The organism is Streptomyces sp. NPDC031049 (genome assembly GCF_055571015.1).
Window position 1 is genome coordinate 150,846 of sequence record NZ_JBVIGC010000005.1, and the last position, 13,480, is coordinate 164,325.

The following is a 13,480-nucleotide window of genomic DNA, read 5'->3' on the forward strand; positions in this document are numbered from 1 at the left end:
CGTAGTCTCGTCCCTTGTGAGTGAGCGCGCGGCACAGACTTCTCGGCACGGTGACGAGGTCGTGTGCGTCCTGCGCGGGCTGACCAAGACCTATCCGGCGGTGCGCGGTCGGCGCGGCACGCCGGGAACGCCCGAGGTCCGGGCCACGGACGAGGTGACGCTGACCGTCCGGCGCGGCGAGATCTTCGGGCTGCTGGGACCCAACGGGGCCGGCAAGTCCACCCTCGTGCGCCAGCTGACCGGGCTGATGCGGCCGGACGCCGGCAGCGTCGAGATCCTCGGCCACGACATCGTGCGCCACCCCGAGCGGGCCTCCCGCATCCTCGCCTACCTCGGGCAGGAGTCCACCGCGCTGGACGAGCTGACCGTGTCGCTCGCCGCCGAGACCACCGGCCGGCTGCGCGGTCTGGACGCCCGCGCCGCCCGCGCCGAGCGGGACGCCGTCCTCGACGAACTCGGGCTGACGCCGATCGCCGGCCGCCCGCTGAAGAAGCTCTCCGGCGGGCAGCGCCGGCTCGCCTGCTTCGCCGCCGCCCTGGTGGGGGAGCGCCCGCTGCTGGTCCTCGACGAGCCGACCACCGGCATGGACCCCGTCGCCCGGCGCGCGGTGTGGGCGGCCGTCGACCGCCGCCGCGCCGAACGCGGGACCACGGTGCTGCTGGTCACGCACAACGTCATCGAGGCCGAGACCGTCCTGGACCGGGTCGCCGTCCTGGACCGCGGCCGGGTGATCGCCTGCGACACCCCGGCCGGACTCAAGGAGCAGGTGGCCGGCGAGGTCCGCGTCGACCTGGTCTGGCGCGAGACGGCACCGCTGCACGTCCCCGAGGTGGCCGCGCTGCGCGACCGCACGGTGGAGTCGGGGCGCCGCTGGACGCTGCGGCTCGCCCCCGAGGAGGCCCGCGCGGTCGTCGCCACCGTCACCGGCGGGGCCGCCTTCGCCGCCCTGGACGACTTCACGCTGGCCACGCCCAGCCTGGAGGACGTGTACCTGGCCCTGGGCGGCGCCGCACGGCAGGGACTGGTGAGGACGTGAACCCGCCGACAGCGGCCGTGAACCCGCCGACAGCGGCCGTGGACCCGTCGACGGCGGCCGTGGACCCGTCGACAGTGGCCGTGAACCCGCCGACGGCGGCCGTGGACCCCTCGGCGGCGACCGGTCCTGCGGTGACCGGCCATGCCGTGAGAACACCGCCCCCCGTATCCGTACCGAACAGCGCGATCGTCTCCGAGGACCCGAACGAAGGGGAGCAGCGCGACGTGAGTGTCGTACCCGCCGATGTCCTGCCGGGCGGTGCCCTGGCCGTCGAGGAGCGCGCCCGCGGCGCCGCCGAGCTGGGTCCGCGGGCCCGGCTGTGGCCGTCGCTGGTGGCCGTCTACCGGGCGCAGCTCTCCCGGGCGCGGGTCGCACGGATCCCGTTGCTGTTCGTGGCGACGTTCCAGTCGATCGGCATCATGATCCTGATGCGCGGTGTGGTGGACGGCGGCGGCGAGGCGCAGGCCGTGGTCGCCGGCTCCTCGGTGCTGGTCGTGGCGTTCGTCGCGCTGAACCTGCTCGCCCAGTACTTCGGCCAGCTGCGGGCCAGCGGCGGCCTCGACCACTACGCCACCCTGCCGGTGCCGCCGGCCGCGGTCGTGCTGGGCGCGGCGGGAGCCTACGCCTCCTTCACCGTGCCGGGCACGGTGGTGACGGCGGTGTTCGGCTGCGTGCTGTTCGGGCTGCCGCTCGCCCACCTGTGGGTGCTGATCGCCGTGATCCCGCTGGCCGGTGCCGCGCTCGCCGGGCTGGGCGCGGCCCTGGGTCTGCTCGCGCCCCGGCCGGAGCTGGCCACGCTCCTCGGCCAGCTGGGCATGTCGGCGGCGCTGTTGCTCGGGGTGCTGCCGGCCGACCGGATGCCGGAGGCGGTGCGGTTCGCCCGCGACCTGCTGCCGTCGACGTACGGCGTGGAGGCCTTCGCGCGGACCTTCGGGGAGCGGCCGGACTGGGCCTTCGTCCTCGGCGACCTCGCGGTCTGCGGGGCGGTCGGCATGGTGTCGCTGGCCGTGGCCACCTGGGCGTACCGCCGGGCCGCCGTCCGGTGACGCGCGGCCCGGGAGGGCCTGGCACGATGGCAGGGTGACCGCACCGCTGACTCCACCCCCGCCACCGCACGAACACTCCTCGGCGCACGCGTCGCGCGGAGCCCGGCCGGTGCCGCCGGTCGGTGCCCATGCGGCGGGCACCGCGCCCGACCGGCGCGGCGAACAGGACGACCGGCACGGTGAACAGGACGGCCTCTCGATGAAGACCGAACTGCGCGAGGCCGCCGTGATCATGGTGGCGGTGGCGCTCCCCGGAGCGCTGCTGGGCGTGCTGTGGTGGTGGCTGGCGCCACGCGTGCCGCTGGTCGGCCTCGTGATGGACGACAGCTGGGTGGTCTACCCCAAGGACTCCGAGGGCGAGCAGGCGGTCGGTGTCGACGCGACGTTCACCCTGCTGGCGCTGGCCTTCGGGGTGGTCAGCGCGCTGGTCGTCTTCCTGCTGCGGCGGCGCGGTGGCGTGCCGCTGGTGGTGGCGCTGTGCCTGGGCGGGCTGCTCGGCTCGCTGCTGGCCTGGCGGGTCGGCGTCTGGCTCGGTCCCGCGCAGGACGTGATCGCCCACGCGCGGGAGGTGGGCAAGGGCGTGACCTTCCCGGCACCGCTCCGGCTCGGGGCCAAGGGCGCGCTGCTGGCGTGGTCGGTGGTGGCGCTGGTCGTGCACCTGGGACTGACGGCGCTGTTCGGGCCGCGGGACCCGGAACCGCAGTACCAGCAGTACCCGCAGCACCCCCCGTACCAGCCGGGGCCCTACGGGGGGAAGTCCGCCTAGCCTGATCCGGTACGACAGGCCCCCGGCCGGGGCCGGGCCGCCCGGTCAGGCCGGGCGGCGTCCGTGGTTGGCGCGGCCCTTCCGGGTCCGCCACCGGCGTTTGCGCGTGCGCTTCGACATGCCTCTCCTGCTTAACGGAGGAAGCGGCCCCCGTCGAGAGCCCGCGCACGCGCTGCGCCGGGTGACGGGCCGGATCCGGCCGGCCGACGTCAGGTGCGCCCGATCGGGGCGAGCACCGCGTCCGTGAGCTTCGCGAGGTCGTCCGGCGACAGCTCCACCTCCAGGCCCCGGCGCCCGGCCGAGACACAGATCGTGGCGTGCGCGGAGGCCGAGGAGTCCAGCACCGTGGGCAGCCGCTTGCGCTGGCCGAGCGGGGAGATCCCGCCGCGGACGTAGCCCGTGGTGCGCTCGGCGAGCGCCGGGTCGGCCATCGCCGCCCGCTTGCCCCCGGCCGCCGCCGCCAGCGCCTTCAGGTCCAGCTGGCCCGCGACCGGCACCACCGCGACCGTCAGCGTGCCGTCGACGTCCGCGACGAGGGTCTTGAACACCCTCTCCGGTGAGACGCCCATGGCCTCGGCCGCCTCCTCGCCGTACGAGGGGTGGGCGGGATCGTGGTCGTAGGAGTGGACGGTGAACGTGACCCCGGCCGCCGCCAGTGCCACCGTCGCGGGCGTGCCGCCCGACTGCTTCTTCGCCTTCTTCGCCATCGAGCGCCGGTCTCCAGGTCGTCCGTCGGTGTCGTCCGTCAGTTCAGACTCGTCGGGCCGCGCGTCAGCTCGAACGCCGGCAACGACGGAAGCGTACGGATCACGGCCGTCTCGGTGCGAAGGAGTTTCAGTTCGTCGCGCAGGCGTGAGGCGGTGTCCGGGGCCTGGAGCAGGCGCTGCTTGGTCGGGGTGTCCAGGACCATCGCGGCGGCCACCAGGTAGGAGACGACACCCGGCTCGTCCGGCAGGTCGGTGCCGGTCGCCAGCGACCGCTCCCGCGCCCCCGCCAGCCGCTTCTGGTACTGCCGGAACGCCCGCAGCACACCCTCGGCCAGCGCCCCCGCCTCGTCGCCGGGCTCCTCCGGCAGCGGCTCCAGCTCGGCGGTGAGGAAGGGGCCCGAGGCGTCCACCGACAGCAGCCGCATCCGGGTGGTGCCGGTCGCCAGCACCTCGAAGGTGCCGTCGGCCCGCTCCCGGATGGTCGCCGCGTCGGCGACGCAGCCCACCTTGTGGAACGCCTTGGCCGGGTCGGGGCCGAAACCGGCGGCGGGCCCGCGCTCCGGCACGGCGGTCGGATCGGGCATGCCGGGGTCGCTCGGCGCGACCTCGTGGCCGTCGCGGATCGCCACGACGGCGAACCGGCGCGGTTCGTCCTCGGGTGTTTTCAGCAACTCGCGCATCAGGGCGCGGTAGCGCTCCTCGAAGACGTTGAGCGGGAGCACCAGCCCCGGGAACAGCACCGAGTTCAGGGGGAAGAGCGGGAGCCGGACGGTGGTCACGACGCAGAAGCCTAATGGTCGCCGGCGGCGGCGCGACCACCCCGCCCGTCCACCGGACGGCCGGAACCCGCCGCCCGCACCTCCGCACGGACCAGGAGGAACCGGCCGAGCGGGTCCTCGGCGTCCCGGTCCCACGGGAAGGAGGTGACGTAGGGGCCGGTCAGCCGCAGCTGCTCCCGGGCGTCCGACCAGCGTTCCAGGCGTACGAGGACGTGGACGAGCAGGTTGCGCAGCTCCGCCGGCCACGGATCGGCCGCCGGCTGCGCCGCCGACAGCGCGATCGCCAGGTCGGCCGCCGCGTCCAGCCGGCCGCGGGGCACCGCGGGCGCGCCGCCGCCGCGCAGCGACGCGAACGCCGCCCGCAGGGGCAGCGCGCGGACCTGGGCGCCCTCGGGGGCGTCCTGCGCGGCCGTCTCGGCGAAGTCCAGGCACGCCTCGTGGGCGCCGGGAGAGGCGGCGGCGAGGTACTTCAGGGCGGCGACGTGGCACCCGTAGTGGTGCGGGGCGCGGCGCACCGCCTCGGCCCACAGCCGCGCGAACTCGGCGTGGCCCGCGCGGGTGCCCCGGGCCGCGTCCAGCGCGATCCGCCAGGGCACCGGGTCCCGTACGGCGTCCTCGGCGACCGCCATGACCGGCGGGACCGCCTGGCGCAGCAGCTCGGCGCGGGCCGGCGAGTCCCAGTGGCGGTCCACCGCGAGGCGGGCGCCGACCAGCAGGGCGTCCGGGTCGGCGGGGGCGGCGGCCCGCCAGGCCGTCAGCCACTCGGCGCGCGAGCGCGCGAAGGCCGCGAGCCGGGTCGCGTACCGGTCGCGGTGCTCCCACTCGGCGTTCTCCCGGGTGGCGGCGAGCAGCTCGGCCGCGGGCCGGTAGGCGCCGTGCGCCGCCGCGACCAGGGCCGGGGCGAGCCGGTCGTCCGGCGCGTCGAGCAGCACCTCGTCACCGGGGCACGGCGCGGCGGCCGGGCGCGGCGACCTCCCGCGCACCCGGGCCGAACGGAGGAGTACGCGGAGCCGAGCCATGGTGCTGACCATTGAAAGACCGCAGGTCGGGGGCGCGCCAGGGGGTACACGGAACCTCTGGAAAGTTGTACGCGAATCGGCAAAGCCGCGGTAAAGCGTGAAGCCCGGCCACCGTCCGGCGGGTCGATCCCGCTCGGCCGGGTGCGTTGGCGGTGCGGACGCGGCCGAGGTGGGTTCCGTCCGGGCGCACCACTCCCCGCCGCCCCTGGCGCTGCGGCCGGGGGGTGCCCTGCGGGGTCCGGGAGGCGCGGCCGGTCGTGCCCGCGTCCCGGAGCCTGCCGGCTGGTGCCCACGCGTACGCCGGCCGGCGGTCGGGCCGCTGGGTGTGGTCCGGGGGCGTCCGCCGCGGGTGGTCGGCGGATGGTCGCGTGGTCCCCGGGGCTCCGGGCTTGCGGCGGGGCGGTGTCCCGGGGGCGGGAGGCGCGGCCGGTCGTGCCCGCGTCCCGGAGCCTGTCCGGCTCACGCCGACGCGTCTCCGAGCCCGCCCGCTCCCGCCCCCCCGTACGGCCCCTCGGCGATCCGGCCCGCGGGCGCCGCCGGGAGCCGGACGCGGCCCCGCTGCCGCCCGCCCGTCCCGCCGGCCGGGCCCTACCCCCGCCGCAGCACGCGTGTCGCCCCCGCCGCCACCGTGGTGGCCAGGATCCAGCCGAGCACGATCAGGGAGACCGCCAGCCACTGCCAGCCCCCGCTGAGCCGCCAGTGCCCGACCTGGCCCAGCTCCACGACCGGCAGCAACAGGTCCAGCGCGAACAGCGCCGGGTCCCACCCCGGATGCTCCCCCCGCTTCAACGGCGCCGGCTCCGCCCGCGCGAACGCCAGCGAGCCCGCCGCCCACAGCAGCGCCATCCACACCGCGGCCCGCCCCGGCCGGTAGCCGTAGGCGACCGTCCAGTCCTGCGCGTACCCCCACAGCTTGGCGGCCGGCGGCAGGCTCTCCCGGCGCCGGCGCTGCTTGGCGAGCAGCACCTCACGGGCGTCCTCGTCCTCGCCGCCGGCCCGCAGCACGGCGGCGAGCCGCTCGTACGGCTCCGGGTTGTACTCGGCGGTCGCCGCGGCCACCCACGCCAGCCGCTCGGTCAGCGGGAACGGACCGCGGGGCACGACGTTCTCGTACGTGAAGCCGCCCATGTGCAGCCGGCCCGGGCTCGGCCAGCTGTCCGCCCGGTCCATCAGGTTCACCACCCGGGCCCCCGACAGCACCACCCGCCCCCGCTCCGGCCGCTGGCCGAGGAACCGCAGCTCGGGGGTCTGCACCCGGCGCAGCGACAGCTCCTGGTCCTCGGTCATGACGAACCGGGCCCGCTCGAGGTCGACCGCGTCGCCGAACCGGCCGTCGTCCAGCCGTATCCCGCCCCGGCACTCGAACCGCTGGATCCGGGTCCCCGCCGCCGGGGTCGTGCCCCGCAGCAGCTGGCTGCCGACACCCGCCGGCGTCAGGTACAGCGTGCGCTCCACGGTGAGCTGCGGGGCGTTCAGCGCGAGCCGGGCGCAGGGGTTGTGCAGCCGGGCGCCGCGCAGGCTCAGCGAGACACCGACCGTGGCGCTGCGCAGGCTCAGCTCGCCGTGCGTCTCCAGCATCTCCGCCTGGAGGTCCTGCCCGACCGTCAGCCCGTCCGCCGCGATGGCCCGCCCGCTGCGGTCCCGGTGCGCGACCGCCTGGTTGAGCAGCAGGTCCGTACCGATCTGCGCGTCGGTCAGCCGCACACCCCGGTGGAACCGGCAGCGCGGCAGATGCAGATCGCCCTCGGTGTGCAGCCGGGCCGCCTCCAGGCGCGGCACCGAGCAGTCCACCAGCCGGACGGTCGTGAAACGGGTCTCCGGCAGCAGCACCTCGTTCTCGAAGCGGCAGCCGCGCAGCTCGACGTAGGGCACCACGGTGCCGCCCGCCAGATCCATCGTGCCGCTGACCTGCACGCCGGCCAGCTTCAGCGACGAGACCCGGCCGGCCAGCGCGGGCGGCCCGTCGAGCAGCAGCCAGCACACGACGCGGGCCCGCACGGTCCGCTCGGGCCCCCAGGGGTGCCCGCCGTGCGGATCGTCGACGACGGTGTCCCCGCTGCTCAGGTCGTACACGGTGCCGTTGCGGAAGGCCTGCCACATGCCGGCCTCGGTCACGGTCAGGTCGTCGGGCGGTTCCCCGGCCCGGCGGCCGGCCCCCTCGGTCACGGTGCTTCACTTCCTCCCCCGCTACTCGCCGGTCCGTACCTTCGTACACCTGTTCATGCCCGCTGGGTGACCACCTGAACACTCGCAGTGAAGGGGATCTCCGAGGGTGCCGGACCGGTCTGTATCAGCCATTGATACGCGCGGACGGTGCCCGACGCGGGTCTGAGAGAATTGGTTCCGTGATCTCCCGAATCGATCTGCGCGGCGACGCCCTTCCCGAGGGCCCCGCCCTGCGCGACCTGCTGCCCCGAGCCGACTTCGACGTCGCTGCCGCCCTGGAGAAGGTGCGGCCGATCTGCGAGGCCGTGCATCATCGGGGCGACGCGGCGCTGATCGACTTCGCCGAGCAGTTCGACGGCGTCCGGCTCGACCAGGTGCGGGTGCCGGCCGCGGCCCTCACCCGCGCCCTGGAGGAACTGGACCCGGCCGTCCGCGCGGCCCTGGAGGAGTCCATCCGCCGCGCCCGTCTCGTCCACCGCGCACAGCGCCGCACGGCCCACACCACCCAGGTCGTGCCCGGCGGCACGGTCACCGAGAAGTGGGTGCCGGTGGAGCGCGTGGGCCTGTACGCGCCCGGCGGCCGGTCGGTCTACCCGTCGTCCGTGGTGATGAACGTCGTGCCCGCCCAGGAGGCCGGCGTCGGCTCCGTCGCGCTCGCCTCACCGGCCCAGGCCGAGTTCGGCGGGCTCCCGCACCCCACGATCCTCGCCGCCTGCGCCCTGCTCGGCGTGGACGAGGTGTACGCGGCCGGCGGCGCCACCGCCGTCGCCATGTTCGCGTACGGCACCGAGTCCTGCCCGCCCGCCAACATGGTCACCGGCCCCGGCAACATCTGGGTCGCCGCGGCCAAGCGCTACTTCACCGGCAGGATCGGCATCGACGCCGAGGCCGGCCCGACCGAGATCGCCATCCTGGCCGACGACACCGCCGACCCGGTGCACGTCGCCTCCGACCTGATCAGCCAGGCCGAGCACGACCCGCTGGCCGCCGCCGTCCTCGTCACCGACTCCGTGCGGCTCGCCGACGCCGTCGAGCGGGAGCTCCAGCCGCAGGTCGCCGCCACCAAGCACGTCGACGACCGGATCGTGCCCGCCCTCAAGGGCAGGCAGTCCGCGATCGTGCTGGTCGACGGCGTCGAGGAGGGCCTGCGCGTGGTCGACGCCTACGGCGCGGAGCACCTGGAGATCCAGACGGCCCGCGCCACCGAGGTGGCCGAGCGCGTCAAGAACGCCGGCGCCGTCTTCGTCGGCCCCTGGGCGCCCGTCTCCCTCGGCGACTACGCGGCCGGCTCCAACCACGTCCTGCCCACCGGCGGCTGCGCCTGCCACTCCTCGGGCCTGTCCGTCCAGTCCTTCCTGCGCGGCATCCACATCGTCGACTACACGCGCGACGCGCTCGCCGAGGTCGCGCACCACGTGGTGACGCTGGCGGAGGCGGAGGACCTGCCCGCGCACGGCGCGGCGATCAAGGCGAGGTTCGACTGGAAGGTACCGGACGGCAAGTGACAGGCATCGACGATCTCCCCGTACGGGACGAGCTGCGCGGCAAGTCCCCCTACGGCGCGCCCCAGCTCGACGTGCCCGTACGGCTGAACACCAACGAGAACCCCTACCCGCTGCCCGAGCCGCTGGTCGAGCGGATCGCCGAGCGGGTCCGCGAGGCCGCCCGGAGCCTGAACCGCTACCCGGACCGCGACGCCGTCGAGCTGCGCACCAGGCTGGCCGCGTACCTGACGGAGACCTCCGGGTACCGCGTGGGCCTGCGCAACGTCTGGGCGGCCAACGGCTCCAACGAGGTCATCCAGCAGCTGTTGCAGACCTTCGGCGGGCCCGGACGCACGGCGATCGGCTTCGAGCCGTCGTACTCGATGCACGGCCTGATCGCCCGCGGCACCGGCACCGGCTGGATCTCCGGACCGCGGCACGAGGACTTCACCATCGACGTCCCCGCCGCCGAGAAGGCGATCGCCGAGCACCGCCCGGACGTCGTCTTCGTCACCACCCCCAACAACCCCACCGGCAACGCCGTCCCGCCGGAGGCGGTCCTCGCGCTCCACGACGCCGCGCAGGCGGCGAAGCCGTCGATGGTCGTGGTGGACGAGGCCTACATCGAGTTCAGCCACGGCGACTCGCTGCTGCCGCTGCTGGACGGCCGCCCGAACCTCGTGATCTCCCGCACGATGTCGAAGGCGTTCGGCGCGGCGGGCCTGCGCCTGGGCTACCTCGCCGCGCACCCGGCGGTCGTGGACGCCGTCCAGCTGGTCCGGCTGCCGTACCACCTGTCGGCCGTCACCCAGGCGACCGCGCTGGCCGCCCTGGAGCACACGGACACACTGCTGACGTACGTCGATCAGCTCAAGGCCGAACGGGACCGCCTCGTCGCCGAGCTGCGGGAGATCGGCTACCGGGTGACCGAGTCCGACGCCAACTTCGTGCAGTTCGGACGCTTCGCCGATGCACACGAGGCCTGGCGGAAGATCCTCGACCGGGGCGTCCTGGTCCGGGACAACGGCGTGCCGGGGTGGCTGCGGGTCACCGCGGGAACGCCGGCCGAGAACGACGCGTTCCTCGATGCGGTACGCGAGTTGAAGAAGGAACAGGAGCAGAGCGGATGAGCCGCGTCGGGCGCGTGGAGCGCACCACCAAGGAGACCTCGGTCCTCGTCGAGATCGATCTCGACGGCACCGGCAAGACCGACATCGCCACGGGCGTCGGCTTCTACGACCACATGCTCGACCAGCTCGGCCGGCACGGTCTGTTCGACCTGACCGTGAAGACCGACGGCGACCTGCACATCGACTCCCACCACACCATCGAGGACACCGCCCTCGCGCTGGGCGCCGCCTTCAAGCAGGCCCTCGGCGACAAGGTGGGCATCTACCGCTTCGGCAACTGCACGGTCCCGCTGGACGAGTCCCTCGCCCAGGTCACCGTCGACCTCTCCGGCCGCCCCTACCTGGTGCACACCGAGCCCGAGAAGATGGCGCCGATGATCGGCGAGTACGACACCACGATGACCCGGCACATCCTGGAGTCCTTCGTCGCCCAGGCGCAGATCGCCCTGCACGTGCACGTGCCCTACGGGCGCAACGCGCACCACATCGTGGAGTGCCAGTTCAAGGCGCTGGCCCGGGCGCTCAGGTACGCCTCCGAGCGGGACCCGCGCGCCGCGGGCATCCTGCCGTCCACGAAGGGCGCGCTGTAGAGCCATGACCGGCCTGTCCACTCTTCTGATCGTCGTCGGTCTCTTCCTGGTCGGCGGGATCATCTCCTTCGTCAAGCAGCAGATGCCCAAGGGGCTGATCGTGCTGCTCTCCATCGGCGCCGCGATGTGTCTCGTCGCGGGCGTCCTCCGGCTGGAGGTGTGGAATTGAGCACCAAGAGCGTCGTCGTCTTCGACTACGGCTTCGGCAACGTCCGCTCCGCCGAGCGCGCCCTCGCCCGGACCGGGGCCGACGTCGAGATCACGCGTGACTTCGACAAGGCGATGAACGCCGACGGGCTGCTCGTGCCCGGCGTCGGCGCCTTCGCCGCCTGCATGAAGGGCCTGCGCGAGGCCCGCGGCGACTGGGTCGTCGACCGCCGGCTGTCCGGCGGGCGCCCCGTGATGGGCATCTGCGTCGGCATGCAGATCCTCTTCGCGCGCGGCATCGAGCACGGTGTGGAGAGCGAGGGCCTCGACGAGTGGCCCGGCACGGTCGGTCCGCTCCAGGCCGACGTCGTACCCCACATGGGCTGGAACACCGTCGAGGCACCGGAGGACTCCCAGCTCTTCGCCGGCCTGGACGCGTCCGCCCGCTTCTACTTCGTGCACTCCTACGCCGTCCACGACTGGACCCTGGAGACCCACAACCCGGCCATCGCCGCCCCCAAGGTCACCTGGTCCACCCACGGCAAGCCCTTCGTGGCCGCCGTGGAGAACGGCGCCCTGTGGGCCACGCAGTTCCACCCCGAGAAGTCCGGCGACGCCGGCGCCCAGCTCCTCACCAACTGGATCGAGACCCTGTAGAGATGAGCAAGCTCGAACTCCTCCCCGCCGTCGACGTCCGCGACGGCCAGGCCGTCCGCCTGGTGCACGGCGAGTCCGGCACCGAGACCTCCTACGGCTCCCCGCTCGAGGCCGCCCTGGCCTGGCAGCGGTCCGGCGCCGAGTGGCTGCACCTGGTCGACCTGGACGCCGCGTTCGGCACCGGGAACAACCGGGAGCTGATCGCCGAGGTCGCGGGCGCCATGGACATCAAGGTCGAGCTGTCCGGCGGCATCCGCGACGACGACACCCTCGCCGCCGCGCTCGCCACCGGCTGCACCCGGGTCAACCTCGGCACGGCCGCGCTGGAGACCCCCGAGTGGGTCGCCAAGGTCATCGCCGAGCACGGCGACAAGATCGCGGTGGGCCTGGACGTCCGCGGCACGACCCTGCGCGGCCGGGGCTGGACCCGGGACGGCGGCGACCTGTACGAGACGCTGGACCGCCTGAACCAGGAGGGCTGCGCCCGGTACGTCGTCACCGACATCGCCAAGGACGGCACCCTCCAGGGCCCCAACCTGGAACTGCTCAGGAACGTCTGCGCCGCGACCGACCGCCCGGTGGTGGCCTCCGGCGGCGTGTCGTCCCTGGACGACCTGCGCGCGATCGCCGGTCTGGTGCCGCTCGGTGTTGAAGGCGCCATCGTCGGGAAAGCCCTGTACGCGAAGGCGTTCACCCTGGAAGAGGCCTTGGAGGCTGTGTCGTCATGAGCGAAGCCGTGCGGCGCGTGCAGAGCGGAAGTCCCTGGGAAGACAGTCTCGGGTTCGCACGCGCCGTCGCGGCGGGCGACCGTGTGCTGGTGGCGGGCACCACGTCGTTCAAGGGCGACGTCCTCCACGGCGAGGGCGACCCGTACGAACAGGCGAAGGTGGCCTTCACCGGTGCGCTGGAGGCGATCGCGGAGTTCGGGCTCGGCGTGGAGTCGGTGATCCGCACCCGCGTCCACCTCGCGCACGCGCGGGACGTCGACGCGGCGGGCCGGGCCCACAAGGAGCTGTTCGACACGGTGCGGCCGGTGACCACGTTCCTGGTGGTCGACGGCTTCGTCGACTCGCGCGTGCTGGTCTCCGTGGAACTCGAAGCATTCAGAGGAATTTCTAAGGAGCAGTGACTTCATGACCCTGGCGGTCCGAGTCATCCCCTGCCTGGACGTGGACAACGGCCGGGTCGTCAAGGGCGTCAACTTCCAGAACCTGCGCGATGCGGGCGACCCCGTCGAGATGGCCAAGGTGTACGACGCCGAGGGCGCCGACGAGCTGACGTTCCTGGACATCACCGCCTCGTCCGGCAACCGCGAGACCACCTACGACGTGGTGCGGCGCACCGCCGAGCAGGTGTTCATCCCGCTGACCGTCGGCGGCGGTGTGCGCAGCGCCGAGGACGTGGACCGGCTGCTGCGGGCGGGCGCGGACAAGGTCGGCGTCAACACGGCGGCGATCGCCCGTCCCGAGCTGATCCGGGAGATCGCCGAGCGCTTCGGGCGCCAGGTGCTGGTCCTGTCGGTCGACGCCCGCCGCACGGAGTCCGGGACCTTCGAGGTCACCACCCACGGCGGCCGGCGTGGCACCGGCATCGACGCCGTCGAGTGGGCCCACCGGGCCGCCGAGCTGGGCGCCGGGGAGATCCTGCTGAACTCGATGGACGCGGACGGCACCAAGGACGGCTACGACCTGGAGATGATCGCGGCGGTCCGCAAGCACGTCACCGTCCCGGTCATCGCCTCCGGCGGCGCCGGCAGGCTCGCCGACTTCCCGCCGGCCATCGACTCAGGCGCCGACGCGGTGCTGGCCGCCTCCGTCTTCCACTTCGGCGACCTGCGCATCGGGCAGGTCAAGCAGGCGCTGCGGGAGGCGGGTCACCCGGTCAGGTGACGCCGCCGCCGTGCGCCCCGGCCCGGCGCCCGGGGCGCCCGCAGGCCCACGCCGGGCCCACGGG

The 13,480-nt window shown here is 74.2% G+C and carries 15 protein-coding genes; 11 read left to right on the forward strand and 4 right to left on the reverse strand.

Going from position 1 to position 13,480, the window contains the following annotated elements; all coding sequences use genetic code 11:
* The first annotated feature begins 61 nt into the window (after positions 1–61).
* The 3 genes from ACZ45Q_RS10570 (at position 62) to ACZ45Q_RS10580 (ending at position 2,848) form a co-directional block, all read left to right on the forward strand.
* Complete coding sequence (locus tag ACZ45Q_RS10570; protein WP_468258585.1) at positions 62–1,036, forward strand: ABC transporter ATP-binding protein; 975 nt, start codon at positions 62–64, stop codon at positions 1,034–1,036.
* A 224-nt stretch (positions 1,037–1,260) separates the two neighbouring features.
* Positions 1,261–2,082 (forward strand): ABC transporter permease, encoded by an 822-nt coding sequence (locus ACZ45Q_RS10575; protein WP_468257899.1) that lies wholly within the window; start codon positions 1,261–1,263, stop codon positions 2,080–2,082.
* A gap of 34 nt (positions 2,083–2,116) precedes the next feature.
* Positions 2,117–2,848, forward strand: coding sequence for an AAA family ATPase (locus ACZ45Q_RS10580; RefSeq protein ID WP_468257902.1), 732 nt, complete (start codon positions 2,117–2,119; stop codon positions 2,846–2,848).
* Between the two features lie 209 nt (positions 2,849–3,057).
* Here ACZ45Q_RS10580 and ybaK read toward each other — a convergent pair whose 3' ends face one another.
* From ybaK to ACZ45Q_RS10600, 4 genes are all read right to left on the reverse strand, one after another.
* A complete protein-coding gene (ybaK, locus tag ACZ45Q_RS10585; protein WP_468257904.1) occupies positions 3,058–3,555 on the reverse strand; it encodes a Cys-tRNA(Pro) deacylase in 498 nt (165 codons plus the stop codon).
* A 38-nt stretch (positions 3,556–3,593) separates the two neighbouring features.
* Positions 3,594–4,334, reverse strand: a complete 741-nt coding sequence (locus tag ACZ45Q_RS10590; RefSeq protein ID WP_468257907.1) for an LON peptidase substrate-binding domain-containing protein — start codon at positions 4,332–4,334, stop codon at positions 3,594–3,596.
* An 11-nt stretch (positions 4,335–4,345) separates the two neighbouring features.
* Positions 4,346–5,353, reverse strand: a complete 1,008-nt coding sequence (locus ACZ45Q_RS10595; RefSeq protein WP_468257910.1) for a hypothetical protein — start codon at positions 5,351–5,353, stop codon at positions 4,346–4,348.
* Positions 5,354–5,941: 588 nt separating this feature from the next.
* Positions 5,942–7,519 carry an oxidoreductase gene (locus tag ACZ45Q_RS10600; protein ID WP_468257913.1) on the reverse strand — a complete coding sequence of 526 codons (1,578 nt, stop codon included), beginning with the start codon at positions 7,517–7,519 and terminating at the stop codon, positions 5,942–5,944.
* 179 nt (positions 7,520–7,698) lie between these two features.
* On the opposite strand from ACZ45Q_RS10600, the gene hisD reads away from it, so the two are divergent.
* Genes hisD through hisF form a run of 8 tightly spaced genes read left to right on the forward strand, consistent with a single transcriptional unit; the run spans position 7,699 to position 13,416 of the window.
* Positions 7,699–9,024, forward strand: coding sequence for a histidinol dehydrogenase (hisD, locus tag ACZ45Q_RS10605; RefSeq protein ID WP_468257916.1), 1,326 nt, complete (start codon positions 7,699–7,701; stop codon positions 9,022–9,024).
* A complete protein-coding gene (locus ACZ45Q_RS10610) occupies positions 9,021–10,133 on the forward strand; it encodes a histidinol-phosphate transaminase (RefSeq protein ID WP_468257919.1) in 1,113 nt (370 codons plus the stop codon). Before hisD ends, ACZ45Q_RS10610 begins: the two co-directional genes overlap by 4 nt.
* Positions 10,130–10,723, forward strand: coding sequence for an imidazoleglycerol-phosphate dehydratase HisB (hisB, locus tag ACZ45Q_RS10615; RefSeq protein WP_019328035.1), 594 nt, complete (start codon positions 10,130–10,132; stop codon positions 10,721–10,723). Before ACZ45Q_RS10610 ends, hisB begins: the two co-directional genes overlap by 4 nt.
* Before the next feature lie 4 nt (positions 10,724–10,727).
* Entirely contained in the window at positions 10,728–10,892 is a 165-nt protein-coding gene (locus tag ACZ45Q_RS10620; protein WP_468257922.1) for a hypothetical protein, read from the forward strand.
* Positions 10,883–11,527: an imidazole glycerol phosphate synthase subunit HisH gene (gene hisH / locus ACZ45Q_RS10625; RefSeq protein WP_468257925.1), complete on the forward strand. Its 645-nt coding sequence runs from the start codon at positions 10,883–10,885 to the stop codon at positions 11,525–11,527. Before ACZ45Q_RS10620 ends, hisH begins: the two co-directional genes overlap by 10 nt.
* A 2-nt stretch (positions 11,528–11,529) precedes the next feature.
* The gene (gene priA, locus ACZ45Q_RS10630; RefSeq protein ID WP_468257928.1) at positions 11,530–12,255 is read left to right on the forward strand and encodes a bifunctional 1-(5-phosphoribosyl)-5-((5-phosphoribosylamino)methylideneamino)imidazole-4-carboxamide isomerase/phosphoribosylanthranilate isomerase PriA; all 726 of its coding nucleotides are present in this window, start codon (positions 11,530–11,532) and stop codon (positions 12,253–12,255) included.
* Entirely contained in the window at positions 12,252–12,656 is a 405-nt protein-coding gene (locus ACZ45Q_RS10635; protein WP_468257931.1) for a Rid family hydrolase, read from the forward strand. Before priA ends, ACZ45Q_RS10635 begins: the two co-directional genes overlap by 4 nt.
* A gap of 4 nt (positions 12,657–12,660) precedes the next feature.
* A complete protein-coding gene (hisF, locus tag ACZ45Q_RS10640) occupies positions 12,661–13,416 on the forward strand; it encodes an imidazole glycerol phosphate synthase subunit HisF (protein ID WP_468257933.1) in 756 nt (251 codons plus the stop codon).
* Positions 13,417–13,480: the final 64 nt, after the last annotated feature.